Below are 17,297 nucleotides of genomic sequence, written 5' to 3'. Positions count from 1 at the left end.
AAGACGGTTGAGGAGGTGAGTGACCTTGGCTTGGGTAGATGACATCCCGGAGGCGCGGCGGCAGACGCCGGTTACCCCCCAGATGGGGATGGGAAGACGCCGGGGCAGGGGGTTCCTGGTGCTGCTCTTGCTGATGGCGGCCGGGGTCTCCCTGGGAGCGGTGGGCAGGTGGCTGACCCATCCCCTACCGACGCCGGAGGCAACCGCATCCCCGGAACCGGCAACCCCTACGAGCTTACTGGGACATTTGGCCTATCCCGAAGCCAACCTGCTGGATTTAGAGGCGGTCACGGCGGACGGACGGGTGAAATTGCACCGGGATGCGGCGCGAGCATTTCTGGCTATGCAGCGGGCGGCCCAGGCGGAGGGGGTCATTCTGGTGCCGTTGTCGGGGTTTCGTTCCTACCGGGAGCAGCAGGCCATTTTCTACGACGTGAAGGCGGAACGGGGCCAGCAGGTCTGGGAACGAGCTAAGGTGAGCGCTCCCCCCGGCTACAGCGAACACCACACCGGTTACGCCATTGACATTGGGGACGGACGGCGACCGGATACCCACCTGCAACCCGCCTTTGACCAGACCGCCGCCTTTGCTTGGCTCCAGCGCCGGGCCGCCCAGTTCCACTTTGAGATGTCGTTTCCCAAGGACAATCCCCAGGGCATTAGCTACGAACCCTGGCACTGGCGCTTTGTGGGTACTCCCGCCAGTTTGGAGCTGTTCTACCGCAGACCTACTGCAGCAGCACCTGGCCGTTGACCTTGTTCAGGTCCAGCCGGTTGCCCACGCTGTTCAAAATGACATTGCGGGTGGCATTGTGCAGGTCATGGTCGCCATTGCTGTAAAAGGTGTTGTTACCGGGGCTACCGTTGTTGCCCAGGTCGGGTTGGGCGCCAGCAATCACCACAATCCCACTGCGACGATTAAAGGCGATGCGATTACCCCGCAAGATGGGCCGGGCCACATCGCCGATGACCAGACCATCCACGTTGTGTTCGATGTGGTTGTCGGCCACGATGGGAGAAGCTACCCCGCCAATGGCTAGGCCAAAACCGGTTTGAACAAACCAGTTACGCCGGACCTCTCCTTTGGCCGCCCGGGTGAAGGAAACGCCGTTGCCCCCGTTGCGGATAAACAGACTATCTTCGATGCGGGGATGGCCTTCGCCGGTGACAAAAACTCCCTCCCGGTGATTGTTCGTAAACGTGCAATTGCGAATGGTGGGGTTGGTGGACTCGACCCAGATGGCCGTACCCCGGACGTTGCGGTTGGTGACCGTCACCCCCAGGACCATACTGTTTTCACCGGCCAGGATCGTGGCGTTTTGGCGGGCAAACAGCCGACTGACAAATTGACCGCCCCCCTCAATGACCACCCCTTCACCCCGGGTGGCTTCGTTTCCCCGCAGGATCACACCGGGTTTGAGGAACAGGGGGAATTTTTCCCCGGATTCACCGCTGTACTTGCCAGGCGCCAGTTGGATCAAGGTGCCCGGTTCCGCCAGTTGCAGGGCGCGGGTAATGGTCCGCAGGGCGGTTTGGGGGGTTTGCCCCGTATTGCCATCTTGACCAGCGGTGGGATGGACGTACAACACCCGCTGGGCCTGCACAGGGGTGGATTGGGGCGGCGGCATATTGACCGCTATGGGTTGGGGAGACGGCTGATTAACCGGTCTTCCAGGAGGCGGTGTGGGCACCTGTAGGCGATTAGGGGGCGTTCCGGGACTGGCCTGCACGTTGGCTGTCAGCCACAGGGTTAACAGAAAGGTCCAACCAGCTAGGGGATAAAAGCGCATAATAACACTCCTCACCAGGTGTCACGACAAGGAATGACCACAAGCCGGAGCGAAAATTTGGTTCCCATTCTAACGGAAAGCTCGTCCTAGCAGACGGGGCAACTGGAGTCAGGGTTCCGGCGCAGCCAACACCGCCGCTTCCACCAACCACCACAATTCCCCAACTTGGGGCCGGATCAAAGCGGCGGGATACCGGTTCCCATCGGGTTGGTCACCGGTCACCTGGGCATAGGCCGTTGCCTTACTGGCGCCCGCCACCAGAAAAATGACACACCGACCAGAATTCAACGTAGGGATGGTCAACGTAATCCGGGGTTCATCCCCCTTGTAGCCCACGGTCACAATCCGGTCGCACACCTGTAATGCCGCCGTGTAGGGAAACAAAGAGGCCGTGTGCCCGTCCTCCCCCATCCCCAGCAAAATCACGTCAAACACCGGAAATTCCCCGGGCTGGAGACCGAAAAATCGCTGCAATTCCTGTTCATACCGGGTGGCTGCTTCGGCAGGGGTCAACGGCAGCGTGGGGATGGGATGGACATGGTCAGCCGGGATGGGGACGTGATCCAGCCAGGTTTCGCAAGCCATGCGGTAGTTGCTCTCCGGGTGGTCGGGGGGCACAAACCGCTCATCCCCCCAAAACAGATGTAACCGGGGCCAGGGCCACTCCCGCTGGGCGATGCGTTGGTACAGCCGCCGGGGGGTACGGCCGCCCGCCAATACCAGTGTCACCTGTCCCCGTTCAGCCACGGCCGCCTGGACTCGCTTTTCCACCAGCCATAGGGCCTGCTCACTCAAGGCCTCCAGGTCGGCGCAGATCACTTGGTTCATCGGCGGGGCACAATAGATGAAAGAACTCTGCCCATGGGCCAGGCATGGAAATTATAGTCGAAAATCTCTACAAAGCCTATAGCCGCCGCAGTGTCGTCCGGGATGTCCACCTCACCATTGGTCAGGGGGAAGTGGTTGGGCTATTGGGACCCAACGGAGCTGGTAAAACCACGACGTTTTATATCATTGTGGGCTTGGAACGACCGGATCTGGGGGTGGTGCGGCTCAACCATCGCGACATTACCTCCTGGCCGATGCACCGTCGCGCCCGCCTAGGCATCAGTTATTTGGCCCAGGAAGCCAGCATTTTTCGCCACCTGTCTATCCGGGATAATCTTTTGTTGGTCATGCAGGAAACCGGCGTACCGGCGCGGGACCAACACAGCTATGTCCAAAAGTTGTTGCAGGAATTGCGCCTAGAAGCCGTGGCCCATACCCTGGGGGGGCAGGTTTCCGGAGGGGAACGGCGGCGGGCGGAAATTGCCCGGGCTTTGGCAGCACGACCCCACTTTCTCTTGCTGGACGAACCCTTTGCCGGAGTGGACCCGATTGCAGTGCAGGAATTGCAAGGCATCATTCGCCGGTTGCGGCAACAGCAATTGGGGATTCTGATTACCGACCACAACGTGCGGGATACCCTGGCCATCACGGACCGGGCTTATATCCTGCACAACGGCTCAATACTGGCCGCCGGCACCGCCACTGAACTCTATGCCAATCCCCAGGTGAAAGCCCACTTTTTGGGGGTTAATTACGCCGTCTAATGGGGGTAAAATAGGGGCAGGACGCCGGAATTAGATGGTTGGGAAAGCAGCCGTGATTACGCTGAGTTTGATGAACCCTGTTCAGGGAACGTCCATCCGGGACTGGTGTTTTAAGGACGAGAAGGTGATCCGGATTGGCCGTGCACCGGACAACGAGGTGGTGTTGCTCAGCTCAGTGGTCTCGCGGCACCATGTGGAACTCCGCCACGAAAACGGCCAGTGGGAATTGTTGAGCTTGGGGGCTAACGGCACGTTTATTGACGGTGAACCCGTGACGGATAAAACCAAGCTGGTGGATGGGGCAACCATTCGTCTGGCGGCTTCGGGACCGATCATCCAGGTGCGCATTGACGAGCCCTGAAGCAGGCATACTAAGATAGACGATCACAGTCATTGCTAAGGAGTGGGACCATTTCTGAGCATCTGTCGTTGACGGTTAGTCTGCGGGGGACGCGGGACGTTCAGCCGACCCATCAGATTTTTCGCCTGAGTGGGATGCTGGATGCCTTCTCCGAGCAACACATCCGCAAGGCTTTACAGCAGGCGATCGAAACCGGCCCCAAGCAGATCATTATGGACCTGAGCAAGATCGAGTTCATCGACAGTTCCGGGTTGGGGGTACTGGTGCAAACCGCCAAACAGCTCCAGGCTGCCGGTGGGAATCTGTATATTGTGACCAACCCGCGCGTCACCCAGGCGGTCAAGTTGGTGCGTTTGGATCAGTTTTTATCCCTGCATCCGTCCCTGGAAGCTGCCCTGGCCGCTGTCCCCAAAGGGGATGCCCCCGCCTAAACCAGTCGTTCCCAGCCCAACTGACCCAGGGCCTGGTTCCGGCGTAGGGGACGGGTGACCAGCTCCAAAATGTCCCGCGCCCCGGCAAAACCGTGAATTTGGGCAAAGGTAAACTCCACCGACCACTTGGTGGTGATGCCCCGGGCCTCCAGGGGATTGGCATGGGCCATGCCGGTGATGACCAAATCGGGTCGCTCGGCCAGAATCCGTTGGATTTGGGCGTCGTTATCGGGCTTTTCCACAATCCGCGGCAGGGGCACGCCCATCTCCCGACAGGTCCGGGCCAATAGGGTCAATTCCGCCCCCTGGTAGCGTTTGTCCAAATAGGGGATGCCCACCTCGATCACTCGCATCCCACAGCGCACCAAAAACCGCGCCAGGGCAATTTCCAGCAAATTATCCCCCATGAAAAACACGGATTTACCCCGCAGCCACTCCAGGTAGGGCGCCAGGTGTTCCCAGGTTTGGGCCTCCCGCTGGACCAGGTTGCTCGTGGGTTTCCCCAGGGCCTGGGCAATCCCTTCGATCCACGCCCGGGTGCCGTCGGGACCGATGGGAAAGGGTGCCGAGATTAACCGGCATTGGCGACGGCGCACCAGGGCAGCGGCGGTACGGGACAGAAAGGGATTCACCCCACAGACGAAGGCCCCCGGGGGAATGGCCGGTAATTCCGTGTAGCGCTTGGCCGGCAACCAACCCGCCACCCGCATCCCCTGTTTTTCCAACTCCAGGGTCAACTGGGTTACCACCGGGTCGGGCAGGGAACCGAATAGGATCAAGGGGGGGTGGTCCGCCGAGGAAGCCGACCCGCGCCGCCCACGCAGGAATTGGGGCCAGGTTGGTGACGGGTCAGGGGGGGGAACCTCGGGACAGCGCTGGACCATGGCCGCCAGTACCGTGTCCTCCCCCTGGGTAAAGGCATAATCTAGGCCGTTTGCCCGGGCCACCACAATGGGAATGCCGATTTCTGCCTCCACTTGGGGCGCCAACCCCTCCAAATCCATCTTGATAATCTCCGTCGTGCAGGTGCCGATCCACACGATCACACTGGGATTACGGTCCCGTTTAATTTGCAGACATAACCGTTTTAGCTCTGCGTAGTCCTGCAGTTGGGCAGCAATGTCCCCCTCCTCTAACTCCGCCATAGCATAACGGGGTTCAGCAAACACCATAACCCCCAGGGCATTTTGCAGGAAATAGCCACAGGTTTTCGTGCCGATGACCAGGAAAAAACTGTCTTCAATCTTGGGGTACAGCCAGGCCACACAACTGATGGGGCAAAAGGTGTGGTAATGACCGGTTTCGCAGTCGAAGGTCAAGCCATGGGTTGCGGTCGTTGGGGTCATGTTTGTTTCTCCTCAAAAAGAGCTGCCATCAGTACTTTCAGCTTCCTGGGGGTGACCGGCGGATTCCGGCAGTTGCCCCACTGGTTTGGCTAATTCCTTGAAGGGGTCAAAGTTCAAGTCCAAGGCTTCAATAATGGCATCGGGATTACCCTGGCTGAGTTTGAAAAAGGTGGGCAGGATTTCCAGCAATTGGGGCGCCTGCATGGTGATCACCCCGAGGATTAAACCGGCATCGGGACGACGACCATGGTCCGGCGTTTTGAACCCCCGCTGTTTGAGATAGACCTCTAGCCAGGGGCGGTGGTTACGGACATAGTCCAGCCAGCCGTTGCGCAGGGCCAGTTTTAATTCCTCAAACGCGGCCATAGCTGTCCCTCCCGATGACAACAACAAGCTTAAGTTCATACCATTGCTAAGGCGGGCTGGGCCGGGGGATGCCGGTACATATCAGACAGGAGGTTAAACAATTCCCGGTCGGGGGCCTCCTGGGGGACTACTCCCTCTGGATGGGCTAAAAGTTGGTCGGCAATGTGCAGGTAATAATCACAAATGGGATCCAGGGATGGGTCTGTTTCCGCCATTTCAAAAATGGTTTTGCCCTTGACTCGGGAGATGCGAATGTCGTCAATCACCGGCAATACTTCCAGCACCGGAATCGGCACAACGGATGTGTATTTGTCAATCAAATCCCGCTTGCTCGTACGGTTGCCAATTAACCCCGCCAAACGCAGGGGATGGGTGCGGGCCTTTTCCCGGACGGAGGCGACAATGCGATTGGCGGCAAATAGGGCATCAAAGCCATTATCGGTGACAATGAGGCAATAGTCGGCGTAATTCAAAGGGGCGGCAAATCCCCCGCACACCACATCCCCCAATACGTCGAACAAAATCACGTCATAGGCATCAAAGGCGTTTAACTCCTTGAGCAATTTCACCGTTTCCCCCACCACATAACCGCCACAGCCAGCCCCAGCAGGGGGACCGCCCGCTTCGACGCAATGGACACCCGCATAGCCCGGATAAATTACATCCTCCGGCCAGATTTCCTCGTAGTGGTAATCCCGTTCTTTCAGGGTGTCAATGATGGTGGGAATCAAAAAACCGGTGAGGGTAAAGGTACTGTCGTGTTTGGGGTCGCAGCCGATTTGGAGCACCTTTTTACCCCGCTTGGCCAGGGCGACCGAAATGTTGCAACTGGTGGTGGATTTGCCAATGCCTCCTTTGCCATAAACGGCTATTTTCATGCCCCCTCCTCGCAGTGGTGTCGGTATTCCATTATCCCCACTAATGGCGCGGGCTGGGCATTCCTCAATGCTTTTCCACCAACACTTACTAAAGTCCACGGATTTTCAAATAACTTAACGCTGATGTGATGGGCGCTACCAAGGGATTGGGGGTGGTGGGGGGGATGGGCCTACAATACGAGGGCGAAAGGATTGGACTATGGGTTCCCTGGTGACGCCGGAAGCGATCCTGGTGTGGGCCGCCGCCTGGGTGGTGGGGTTGTTGGTGGCCTTGATGCCCTACGGAATGTATGGGATGCCGGTGCTGGGGGTGGGGCTGGCGGTTCTGGCGCGGCGGATGCCTCGGTGGCGGCGACGGGGGTTGGTGGCCGGGGTGTGGGTGGTGGCCGGAGTCATTGGGTTGTTGGCCGGGCTGTACTTGCACTGGCGGACGCCCCAACCGGGACCGAATGACATCAGTAGGAGGGCACCTGAGTCGGATGTGGTGGTCACGGGCCGGGTGCTGAATCCGCCGCGCTTGAATGCTGCCGGTAAACGGCGGTTTTTCCTGGCCGCTGAACAATTGGAGGTGGGGGAAGCGCCCTACACCCGCACGGAACGGGTGACCGGTAATCTGTATGTGACGGTGGCGCCGGACCAGGCCGCAGGGGTGACGCCGGGACGCAAAGTGGCGGTGAGGGGGGACCTGTATCTCCCGGTGAAGGCGGCCTTTCGTGGGGGGTTTGATTTTCGAAACTACCTGATCCAGCACGGGACCTTCGCCGGATTGCGGGGGGAACAGGTGCAGGTGGTGGATAGGGGGGGTGCCGGCTGGGGTTTCTGGCGGCTGCGCCAACGGATAACAGACGTGCATCAGCAGGCTCTGGGGGATAGGGGGGGACCCCTGGTGAGCGCTATGGTGGTAGGGGCGCGGGTGGTGGATTTGGATGGTAACCTGCGGGCGATGTTTACCCGGGCGGGGCTGGCCCATACGATTGCGGCGTCGGGGTTCCACGTGTCGCTGTTGCTGGGGGCGGTGCTGGCGGTGACCCATCGCCTGGGGTTGCGGGTACAACTGGTGGCGGGTCTGCTGGCACTGGGGGTGTTTGTCCTGTTGGCGGGGTTTGAGGCGGGGGTGGCCCGGGCTTCCCTGATGGGGGCGGTCGGCTTGTGGGGGTTGGTGCAAACGGGACAGGGAGATGTCACTGGCAAACGCCAGCCCTTGCCCTTGTTACTGCTGGTGGCGGCGGTCCTGTTACTCTACAACCCTAATTGGATTACGAACCTGGGGTTTCAGTTCAGTTTCCTGGCGACCCTGGGGCTGATGCTGTGGGCGACCCCCATGGCCCAGCGGTTGACCTTTTTGCCCCCCCGGTTGGCGGAGTTTATTGCGGTGCCGACGGCGGCGTACCTGTGGACCTTGCCCCTGCAACTGCATTACTTCGGCCTGATCAATACCTACACCATCCCCTTGAATGCGGTGGCGGCGCCCTTGGTGACGGTGTTGACGTTGGGGGGGATGGTGACGGCGGTGCTGGGTCTGGTGCAGTTCCAGGTGGGGGTGTGGGCGGCTGCCCTGTTGCAGTATCCCTTGAATCTGTTGCTGGGGCTGGTGCAGTGGACGAACCAACTGCCCTGGAACTCCATTGCGGCGGGCCGGATCACGGTGGGACAGGTGGTGCTCCTGTACGGGCTACTGGGCTTGCTGAGCTGGGGGTGGCTCTGGCAACGGCGGCGCTGGTTGTGGGCGGTGTGGTTGGGGGTGGCGGCGGTGGTGGTGCCTTTGTTGATTGGCCATGCCACTCGCTTACAATTCACGGCGCTGGATACGGGGCGGGTACCGGTGATGGTGGTGCAGGCCCGGGGCCGGGTGGCGGTGATCAATGCCGGGGATGAACGCACGGTGCGGTTTACGTTGTTGCCCTTTTTGCAATTGCAGGGGGTCAACCGGATTGACCTGGGGGTGGCCTGGCCGGGGGTGCCCAATCAGGGGTGGACCACTTTACGCCAGTTCCTACCGGTGCGGGCGGTCTATGGGGAGGGGGCAACCCAACCTTTGTCGGCGTTGCAGGGGGTCAGGCTGGGGCCGGTGCGTTTCCAGGTGACCGATACGCAGCCGCCGTTGTTGCATATCACGGCCAGTAGGGAATCGTTGCTCTGGTTGCCGGACACCACCTTGGAACAGCAAGATACCCTGGTGCGCCAGGGGGTGCCGTCAGCCCAGGTGATCTGGTGGAGCGGCGGCCGTCTGGGCAACAACCTGCTGCGAACCGTACAACCCTACGGCGCCATTGCCTCCAACTTTCGGGTGCCCAAGGGGGAAATGGGCCGCCTGGAACGCTGGAAAATTCGTACGTTTGTAACCGGGCAAGCGGGGGCCGTGCAGTGGCAACCGGGACGGGGCTTTAGCGGCGGGCGCCAGGAATCAGCCGGTTGAACGGGCCAGTTCCTGCTTGCCCATAAAATCCACCAGCCAGCGGTACAGGTGATAGGTGGCCAGGCAGTCGTCGTAGTTATAACGTTGCAGGGCCTGGAGATAGGTGCGGTCGCCGGTCTGGAGCCACTGGTTATACCACTGGGTGCATTGGGCGCCGTCGGCCCGGGGGTGCTGCCACTCAAACCCCAACCAGCGGGCAATGGCTTTCAGGGTGTAATTCTCCACCGGCAAGACCACCGAGCGCACCAAGCGGGCGTGCAAATCTACGCAGCGCTGGCGAATCCCATGCACCCGTTCGGGGGGAGTGCCATACCGCTGGCCCAACCGCTGGATGGTTTGGGGTTCGAAGGGACAGAAATGGTAAATGGGGGCCTGGGGATACTGCGCCAGGACCACCAGCAACTCCTGCCAGATGCGCCCTTCGTCCTCAACCCGCTCCGCCACCAGGGAATAAAACTCCTGTTTCTGGGGTGTGACCACCAAAACCCCGTGCAAATACACGCAGTCCAGATAGGGGTCGGCCTCGATATCAAAAAAGTAGCCGACGGCTGCCCGGGGTAAACGGGTGATGGGGGCAATCGCCAGGGCCTGTTGCTGGGCAATCGCCTGGGCCTGACGCACCAATTTATTGCTGGTGTTGACCCCTAGGCTGGTGCGCCGGTAGAGTTCAAGGGGGTCCGCCTGGGCCAGGGCTTCGATGCTGCCTAACCCTAGGGTTTGCAGTTCCTGGTAGCGTTTTTGAGTGACACCGGGCACCAGGCTGAGGTGGTGCTTTTGTTTGGCGACCGTACTGCAATAGTCCAGCCAGGGGCACAGCTGACAACGGCTACGGCTGATGAACACCTCCGGCGCTTGGTCCTGTTTGAGGGTTTCCAGACAGGCCGCCAGCATTTGGTGCATGGAAGGGAGAGCTTGGGCCAGATTAACCCGCAAAAACCGGGGACCCGGTAAGGCCAATTCCCCCCAACAAGGCCAAACTCCTTGGATTTGGGCCAGCAACCAACTGTGAAACGCCGCCGCCGCCTGATATTCCGGTTTGAGCCGTTGGCCGAGCCGAATATCCACCGGTCGGTAATGCCAGTCCCCCCAGCGGGAGGCGCCCGGTTCCCGAATCAGCAAGTCCGGTCGTCCCACTAAAACAGCGGCAGGGGTTTCCACCCGCAACACCCCCTGGTGAATAACCGGCACCCCCTGCTGCATCAAGGCAACCGTCCCCTGAAACCCCTGTTCCCAATCCGGCGGCTGATACACCGGACGTACCCCCGGCCAGCGCTGGTAAAGGTCTTCCCGGTGCCGCGACCGTTCGGGTTGGTGCACTACGCCCTGGCGGTGGTCCAAAAAACTGCGACGGGCGCAGCGATGGTAGTAAAACAAATGCTCCGTCAGCACCACCAGCCCTGGGTTGGCAGGCATGACTCAAACCCCTTGACTGGAGTTGCCGACCGGGATTTGCTTGAATAGTAGAGAGATCATATCCAGTCTTCTCGGCCCACGGTTGTGTAAATACTTTTTGTACAAACTGTAGCATAGGCCCCGCTTTAGTCCCGGACGTTTCCCACTCAGAGGGCTATTGATGACCAGACCCACCCCCGACATCCTCACCGCCTTGCGGCATTCGCCCCTGTTCGAGGGTTGGGAGTCAACGGCCTTGGAGTGGGTTGGTCAGCGGTTATCCCTGGCCCCCCACGGGGCGGACAAAATCCTGATTATGGAGGAAGAGGGGGGCGGCACCGTGTACTTCATCATCGAGGGCTGGGTCAAGATCCGCACCCATAACCGGGACGGGCGGGAAATTACCCTGAATATTCTGGGACCGGGGGAAATCTTTGGGGAAATGGCGGCCCTGGCGGCTTCCCCCCGCTCCTGCGATGTGGTAAGTGTGACGCCCGTGCTGGTGGGTGGCCTGTCGGGGCGGGACTTTATGCACCTGGTGCGGACGGAGCCGTTGATGGGATTGCGGCTGTCCCAGTTGATGGCCCGGCGGCTGCGGCAACTGAACCGGCGGTTGCGGGTGCGAGAGTCGGATAGCGTGGCGCGGGTGGCGGATGTATTGCTGTTTCTGGCGGAAGGACAGGGACGCACCAGCGCCCGGGGGATTGAAATTCCTAACCTGCCCCACCGGGAACTGGGCAGTCTCAGTGGGTTAACGCGGGAAACGGTCACCCGGGTGTTGCGCAAGTTGGAGCAAGAAGGGGTCATCGAGCGGGTCGCCGGCAAAGGCGCCCAAGGGTCGGGGGAGGGGACGGCGGGACGAGGCTTGATTCGAGTGCCCGATTTGGCCGCCCTGGAGGCCTTGTTGAATTAAACGGTGCTGGTGTTGTGCGGTAATATCAGTCCATGAATGGCCTGGAACCCCCGATGCGGTTGTTGTGTTTGAGTAATGGCCATGGGGAAGACCGGATCGCCGGCAACATCTTAACCGCGTTGCAGCAGGAACAAATGGGGGTTGTCTGCCGGGCCTTGCCCCTGGTGGGTCGGGGAGAAATTTACCGGCAGATGGGGATTCCCCTGATCGGTCCGGCGCGGGATTTACCGTCCGGCGGTTTTATCCACAAGGGCTGGTGGCAAGACCTGCGGGCGGGGTTATGGAGCTTGATTGGGCAGCAATGGCGGGCAGTCCGGCAATGGGCGCGGGCGTCACCCCGGGGACTGGTCTTGGCGGTGGGGGATATTTGGCCCCTGTGGTTGGCCTGGCAAAGTGGGCGCCCCTTTGTGTTTGTGGCCACCGCCAAGTCGGAGTACCACCTGCGGGATGAACAGGGGCCTTTACCCACAACCCAGTGGTGTGAGGGCTGGGCTGGGTCGGTGTTTTACCCCTGGGAACGCTGGTTGATCCGCCGCTCCCTGGTCACCTTTGCCCGGGATGAACTGACCAGCACCTGGCTCAAACGCTGGTCCCTACCGGTGCAGTGGGTGGGCAACCCCATGATGGATGGCCTAGACCCCACCGGCCAATTGACCCTACCGACGACCTTTACCGAAGCCCTGGTGATTGTATTGCTCCCCGGTTCCCGGGTCCCGGAGGCCTATCGCAACTGGGAATTGATCCTGCGGGCGTTGCCGGGGGTGGTGGAGTGCTTGACGGCATCGCAAATTTTATTCCTGGCGGCTTTGGCCCCCAACGTGGAGCGGCAGCCCATCGAAGCAGCCCTGCGCCAACACCGCTGGCCGGTGTATCCAGGGGTGGGGTTTGGCTACGGCCAGGTGGGCCTGATGGTGGTTCAGGGAGCGTTTAACGACTGTTTGCACCTGGCCCACGGGGGGATCGCCCTGGCGGGGACGGCCACCGAGCAATTGGTGGGTTTAGGGAAACCGGTGGTGAGTTTTCCGGGGGAGGGTCCCCAGTACACCCGCCGTTTTGCCCGTTACCAGCAGCGCTTGCTCGGCCCTTCCCTGCGCCTGGTGGAGCGGCCAGAAGCCGTCGGCCCCGCCCTCCAGGACATCTTTAGCAATCCCGACGAACTGCACCTGATCGCCCGCAACGGTCGGCAGCGGATGGGTGGCCCTGGCGCCAGTGTGACGATTGCCCGCTGGCTGGCCCAGTACCTACGGCGTTAGGGGTAGCCGTTAGCTGGTTTCCATCAGACCTAATGCCGCCCCGTCCCGCCAACAGCCAGGTCTGTGAACCTAGAGGCAACTGTTGTCGTTGGCATGCCCTGAAAAGCAAAATACAGGTGCCGATGGAAGTGCCTAGGTTCCCACTGCTCAGCTTTGGCTTCCGACTACAATACAGTTAGCCTGGTTGCGGCCAGGTTTTCCTGTGAGCGCTCGTGCCTGGGTTCATGGATTTTTACTGCACCCGCCCTGGTTGTCCTGGCCCCCTGAACCGGCTAGATATTGACGAGGAAAAGCTCCGCAGTATTCCTCAAGTCCACTGTCAAAGCTGTGGGATGCCTTTGATTCTGGCGGGGGCCTATATTCCCATCCGGCCCTTGGGTAAGGGGGGCTTTGGGGCGACTTACCTGGCCATCAACCGCTATCTCCCCACCATGGAGTACTGCGTGGTCAAACACTTTCGCCCTGGGGGGATGGATGCTGAGGAGGTGGCCATGGCTAAGCGGTTGTTCGACCGGGAAGCGCGGGTGCTGCAAAAGGTGGGCAACGAACATGACTGTATCCCCGACCTGTATGCCTATTTTCCCCTAGCAGTCCCCAAAAGGGATAACCCCAAGCAACTGCAAGAACACTTCTATCTGGTGCAGGAATACATTGACGGCGAAGATTTGGAACACGAATTGCAACGGCTTGGCCCCTTCACAGAACAAAAAGTTATTGAGTTACTCAAGGCGCTTTTGCCCATTCTGGATTTTGTCCACAGCCGCAATATCATCCACCGAGATATCAAACCGGCCAACATCATGCGCCAGCGGCAAACGGGCAAGATTTATCTGCTGGATTTCGGTGCGGTACGGGACCTTTTTGCTGGTTCCAAGTGGACGACGATCGGCACGGTGGGCTATGCGGCGCCGGAGCAATACCACGGAGGAGAAGTCTATCCTTCGACAGACTTATACGGGTTGGGGGTTACTTGTTTGCGGTTATTGACGGGGTTGCCGCCGGAGGAACTCTACGACGCCTACCGGGGTACCTGGCAATGGCGGGATAAGGTGCGCGTGAGTCCTGAGTTGGCCCAGATTCTCGACCGGATGGTGCGGACGGTGGTACAAGAACGCTTCCCCAGCGCCCAGACGGTTTTGGAACGGCTCAACCAAATGCCCCGCAAAGTCCAGTTGCCCCCTTCCTCTAAGCCCCTGCGCCCCACGTCTCCCCCAACGATCGCCCCCCGTAGCGGCGCTGTGGCGTCCACCCATCCTTTGCCTTCTCGGCAAATGGCTCAACCCTGGTGGCAAGGTCTGGGACAGGTGTTTTGGTTGGCGGCGGAGATGGGCTTGGGGGTGATGGCAGTAAGTTGGTATTGGGCGGTGCCGCCGGGCTGGAGTCTCCTGGTGGGGTTGCTGCTGGGGGGATGGGTGTGGTTTTGGGGGCGGAGCTGGCTGCCGGTGTGGGGCTTGGCGGGGCTGTGGGGGATGACGCTGGTGGGGTTGGCCGTTCTGCTGCGGCAGGGCATTGACCGCTTGCTGCTGGGGTCCCTGGTGCTAGGGGTAACGCTCACCGCCATCGTCGCCCTGCTCAAATGGCTGAAACAAAACTTGCAGGCCCCCTGACCGGTTTTGGGGTTACGCAGCGGTAGCTATAGCCCCTATCCCCCGGTGTAAATACCTATCAAACCCGGTGATAACAACAATAAATAAGACTAATGAGCTTAGGTCCACAGTTCTCTTTATAGTAAACATAGTCCCGGCTTATCCCGGTACAGGAGCGTTTATTTTTACCTATGGCCATCACCAACCAGATACATTTAGGCAATTTGCGGGCGGATATTTTGGGGGGAATCACAACGGCGATTGTTTCGATTCCCTTGGCGCTCACCTTTGGGGTGGCGGCGGTGCGCAATCCGGTGGCGGGTCTGTACGGGGCGGTCTGTGTGGGTTTTTTTGCGGCGCTGTTTGGGGGGACACCGACGCTGATTTCGGAACCCACCGGACCGATGACGGTCGTTATGACAACCATTGTGGCCAGTTTGACGGCGGCTAACCCGGAAAACGGTCTGGCGATGGCCTTTACGGTGGTGATGCTGGCGGGGATTTTTCAGGTGATTTTGGGCCTGTTTAAGTTGGGAAAATACATCACCCTGATGCCCTATAGCGTGATTTCGGGGTTCATGTCGGGAATTGGGGTGATTTTAATCATTTTGCAAATCGGGCCATTTTTGGGTCAGGAGACACCTAAGGGGGGAGTTATCGGCACGCTTAAGGCGCTCCCAGACTTGCTGCGCAATATTGACCCCAATGAGGTGTTTCTGGCAGCGTTGGCCCTGGCGATTATTTTTTTGACACCTAACCGGTGGAAGCGTTTTGTGCCCCCCCAATTGTTGGCGCTGATTGTCGGTACAGGGGTGTCGTTGCTGTTTTTCCAGGATGCGGATATTCGGGTGATCGGGGAGATTCCGGTAGGATGGCCCACTTTGACGCGCCCAACCTTTACCCTGGGGCAGATGGGCACGATTTTCGTGGATGCGGTTATGCTGGCTATCCTGGGTTGTATTGATACGCTGTTGACGGCGGTGATTGCCGATAGTTTGACCCGCACGGAGCATGATTCCAATAAGGAGTTAATCGGGCAGGGAATTGGCAATTTTGTTTCGGGATTGTGTGGGGGATTGCCAGGGGCGGGGGCGACGATGGGAACGGTGGTGAATATCCAAACGGGGGCGAAAACGGCCATTTCTGGGATGACGCGGGCGTTGGTGCTCTTGGCCATCGTGGCGGGGGCGGCGCCTTTGATGAAAGACATCCCAATGGCGGTGTTGGCGGGTATTGCGGTGAAGGTGGGGATCGATATTTTGGATTGGAGTTTCTTGAAGCGGGCGCATGTGGTGTCGTGGCGGGCAGCGCTGATTATGTACACGGTGCTGGCGTTGACGGTGTTGGTGGATTTGATCGTGGCGGTGTTTGTGGGGGTGTTTATTGCCAATATGCTGACGATTGAGCGCCTGTCGGAGTTGCAATCAAAAGAGGTGAAAACGATTACGGATGCGGATGATGCGATTCCCTTAACTCCGGAGGAGAAGGCGTTGCTGGCCCAGGCGCAGGGGCAGGTGCTGCTTTTTTATCTCAGCGGGCCGATGATTTTTGGGGTGGCGAGGGCCATTGCCCGGGAACATGCGGCGATGCAGAATGTGGGGGCGATTATTTTGGATTTGACGGATGTGCCGATGCTGGGGGTGACGGCCTGTTTGGCGATTGAGAATATGGTGGTGGAGGCGCTGGAAAAAGGGCGGGTGGTCTATATCGTGGGGGCGGCGGGGCGGACGCGCAATCGCCTGCAAAAGTTTGGGCTGCTGGACCGATTACCCCTCGACCACCTGGTGAGCGACCGCAAGTTGGCCCTGCAAAAGGCGCTGGTGGAATTGAACCTACCCACGGCGGTGGAGGCGGCTTAAGATAAGATCAAAGCAGGCACGCGGGGGGGGGGGAAGATATGTTGGAGGCCTGTGTGTTTGCCACGGTCCTGTTGGGTTTTGGGGGTATCCTGCTCAAGCGCAATTTGCTCATGAAAACCATCGCCATGGATGTGATGAGTACGGGGGTGGTGGCGTATTACGTGGTGGCGGCGGCCCAAAAGGGGGTTTTTACACCTATCTTTACGCCGGGACGGGCGGTGCAGTACGCTGACCCGGTGCCCCAGGGAGTGATTTTGACGGCGATTGTGATTGGGCTTTCGATTCAGGCGCTGATGCTGGTGGCGGTGATGAAATTGGCGCGGGATTTTCCCACGTTGGAGGTGGGGGACATCGAAAGCCATTACCGCCCATGAATACGGGAACGATTCTCTGGCTTGGGGGGGCGTTTTTCCTGGCCTTTTTGACCTATTTGCTCCCGGGGTTGGCGCGGTTTTTTAGTGTTTTGGGGGCGGCTGGGTCCCTGGGGTATGGGGTGGCTCTGCTGGGAGGACAGGCACCGGTATCCCTGCATTTGCTGGATCACTTTGGGGTGAGTTTGTTGCTGGATGAGCAGGCGGCGTTTTTTGTCCTGACCAATGCCCTGGTGACCCTGGCGGTGACCTTTGCAACCTGGAATACCCAAACGCCCTTTTTTTGCGCCCAGTTGCTGATCCTGCACGGCAGTTTGAATGTGGCGTTTGCGGTGACGGATGGGGTGAGCTTGTATGTGGCCCTGGAGGTGGTGGCGATTGCGGCGTTTTTGCTGATGACGATTACGGGCCAGGAACGGTTGATCTGGGTGGGGCTGCGCTATTTGTTTGTCAGCAACGTGGCCATGCTGTTTTACCTGGTGGGGGCGGTGTTGGTGTACGAGGCCCAGGGTTCGTTTGCTTGGCAAGGGTTGCGGGGGGCGCCCCCGGAGGCGAAGGCGCTGCTGGTGCTGGGGTTGCTGGTCAAGGGGGGGGTGTTCTTGCTGGGGTTCTGGTTGCCCATGACCCACGCGGAGGTGGCGGCGCCGGTGTCGGCTCTGTTGTCGGGGGTGGTGGTTAAGGCGCCGTTGCTGGCTTTGGTGCGCATGGGGGGGGTAGCCCCGGAACTGGAGGCTCTGGTGCGG

Annotated in this window: 17 protein-coding genes; 11 read left to right on the top strand and 6 right to left on the bottom strand. The window is 59.8% G+C overall.

The window, feature by feature from the left end:
- The first annotated feature begins 19 nt into the window (after positions 1-19).
- Positions 20-754: a D-alanyl-D-alanine carboxypeptidase family protein gene (locus tag Q6L55_10540; protein MEN9259146.1), complete on the top strand. Its 735-nt coding sequence runs from the start codon at positions 20-22 to the stop codon at positions 752-754.
- Here the strand turns inward: Q6L55_10540 and Q6L55_10535 are convergent.
- Complete coding sequence (locus tag Q6L55_10535; protein MEN9259145.1) at positions 729-1,790, bottom strand: DUF1565 domain-containing protein; 1,062 nt, start codon at positions 1,788-1,790, stop codon at positions 729-731. The genes Q6L55_10540 and Q6L55_10535 overlap by 26 nt on opposite strands.
- Positions 1,791-1,898: 108 nt before the next feature.
- Entirely contained in the window at positions 1,899-2,618 is a 720-nt protein-coding gene (gene pgl / locus Q6L55_10530; GenBank protein MEN9259144.1) for a 6-phosphogluconolactonase, read from the bottom strand.
- Between the two features lie 44 nt (positions 2,619-2,662).
- On the opposite strand from pgl, the gene lptB reads away from it, so the two are divergent.
- The 3 genes from lptB to Q6L55_10515 all read left to right on the top strand — a co-directional run bounded on the left by lptB (position 2,663) and on the right by Q6L55_10515 (position 4,174).
- Positions 2,663-3,382, top strand: coding sequence for an LPS export ABC transporter ATP-binding protein (lptB, locus tag Q6L55_10525; protein MEN9259143.1), 720 nt, complete (start codon positions 2,663-2,665; stop codon positions 3,380-3,382).
- A 34-nt stretch (positions 3,383-3,416) separates the two neighbouring features.
- Positions 3,417-3,743, top strand: coding sequence for an FHA domain-containing protein (locus tag Q6L55_10520; protein ID MEN9259142.1), 327 nt, complete (start codon positions 3,417-3,419; stop codon positions 3,741-3,743).
- Positions 3,744-3,811: 68 nt separating this feature from the next.
- Positions 3,812-4,174 (top strand): STAS domain-containing protein, encoded by a 363-nt coding sequence (locus Q6L55_10515; GenBank protein ID MEN9259141.1) that lies wholly within the window; start codon positions 3,812-3,814, stop codon positions 4,172-4,174.
- On the opposite strand, the gene Q6L55_10510 is transcribed toward Q6L55_10515, so the two are convergent.
- The 3 genes from Q6L55_10510 to bchL are packed head-to-tail and all read right to left on the bottom strand — an operon-like array spanning position 4,171 to position 6,764.
- Entirely contained in the window at positions 4,171-5,520 is a 1,350-nt protein-coding gene (locus Q6L55_10510; protein MEN9259140.1) for a ferredoxin:protochlorophyllide reductase (ATP-dependent) subunit N, read from the bottom strand. The two genes, Q6L55_10515 and Q6L55_10510, sit on opposite strands and share 4 nt — an antisense overlap.
- Before the next feature lie 12 nt (positions 5,521-5,532).
- Positions 5,533-5,886, bottom strand: coding sequence for a DUF5331 domain-containing protein (locus tag Q6L55_10505; GenBank protein MEN9259139.1), 354 nt, complete (start codon positions 5,884-5,886; stop codon positions 5,533-5,535).
- Positions 5,887-5,921: 35 nt separating this feature from the next.
- On the bottom strand, positions 5,922-6,764 hold the full coding sequence (gene bchL / locus Q6L55_10500) for a ferredoxin:protochlorophyllide reductase (ATP-dependent) iron-sulfur ATP-binding protein (protein MEN9259138.1): 843 nt from the start codon (positions 6,762-6,764) through the stop codon (positions 5,922-5,924).
- Positions 6,765-6,963: 199 nt separating this feature from the next.
- Here bchL and Q6L55_10495 point away from each other — a divergent pair, with 199 nt between their 5' ends.
- The gene (locus Q6L55_10495) at positions 6,964-9,180 is read left to right on the top strand and encodes a ComEC/Rec2 family competence protein (GenBank protein MEN9259137.1); all 2,217 of its coding nucleotides are present in this window, start codon (positions 6,964-6,966) and stop codon (positions 9,178-9,180) included.
- Here Q6L55_10495 and Q6L55_10490 read toward each other — a convergent pair.
- On the bottom strand, positions 9,169-10,593 hold the full coding sequence (locus Q6L55_10490; protein MEN9259136.1) for a TM0106 family RecB-like putative nuclease: 1,425 nt from the start codon (positions 10,591-10,593) through the stop codon (positions 9,169-9,171). The two genes, Q6L55_10495 and Q6L55_10490, sit on opposite strands and share 12 nt — an antisense overlap.
- A gap of 160 nt (positions 10,594-10,753) precedes the next feature.
- Here Q6L55_10490 and Q6L55_10485 point away from each other — a divergent pair, with 160 nt between their 5' ends.
- The 6 genes from Q6L55_10485 to Q6L55_10460 all read left to right on the top strand — a co-directional run.
- Positions 10,754-11,485, top strand: coding sequence for a Crp/Fnr family transcriptional regulator (locus Q6L55_10485; GenBank protein ID MEN9259135.1), 732 nt, complete (start codon positions 10,754-10,756; stop codon positions 11,483-11,485).
- 32 nt (positions 11,486-11,517) lie between these two features.
- Positions 11,518-12,738: a lipid-A-disaccharide synthase-related protein gene (locus Q6L55_10480; protein ID MEN9259134.1), complete on the top strand. Its 1,221-nt coding sequence runs from the start codon at positions 11,518-11,520 to the stop codon at positions 12,736-12,738.
- A gap of 212 nt (positions 12,739-12,950) precedes the next feature.
- A complete protein-coding gene (locus Q6L55_10475; protein ID MEN9259133.1) occupies positions 12,951-14,345 on the top strand; it encodes a serine/threonine-protein kinase in 1,395 nt (464 codons plus the stop codon).
- Between the two features lie 170 nt (positions 14,346-14,515).
- A complete protein-coding gene (locus tag Q6L55_10470; protein ID MEN9259132.1) occupies positions 14,516-16,183 on the top strand; it encodes a SulP family inorganic anion transporter in 1,668 nt (555 codons plus the stop codon).
- 38 nt (positions 16,184-16,221) lie between these two features.
- The gene (locus Q6L55_10465) at positions 16,222-16,557 is read left to right on the top strand and encodes an NADH-quinone oxidoreductase subunit K (GenBank protein MEN9259131.1); all 336 of its coding nucleotides are present in this window, start codon (positions 16,222-16,224) and stop codon (positions 16,555-16,557) included.
- Positions 16,554-17,297: proton-conducting transporter membrane subunit (locus Q6L55_10460; GenBank protein ID MEN9259130.1), on the top strand; the 744-nt coding region annotated here is incomplete at its 3' end. The genes Q6L55_10465 and Q6L55_10460, both read left to right, overlap by 4 nt.

Source organism: Gloeomargarita sp. SRBZ-1_bins_9, assembly GCA_039794565.1.
GTDB lineage: Bacteria > Cyanobacteriota > Cyanobacteriia > Gloeomargaritales > Gloeomargaritaceae > Gloeomargarita.
Note: the sequence above shows the minus strand (reverse complement) of the source record. Positions and strands in the feature narration are given on the sequence as shown.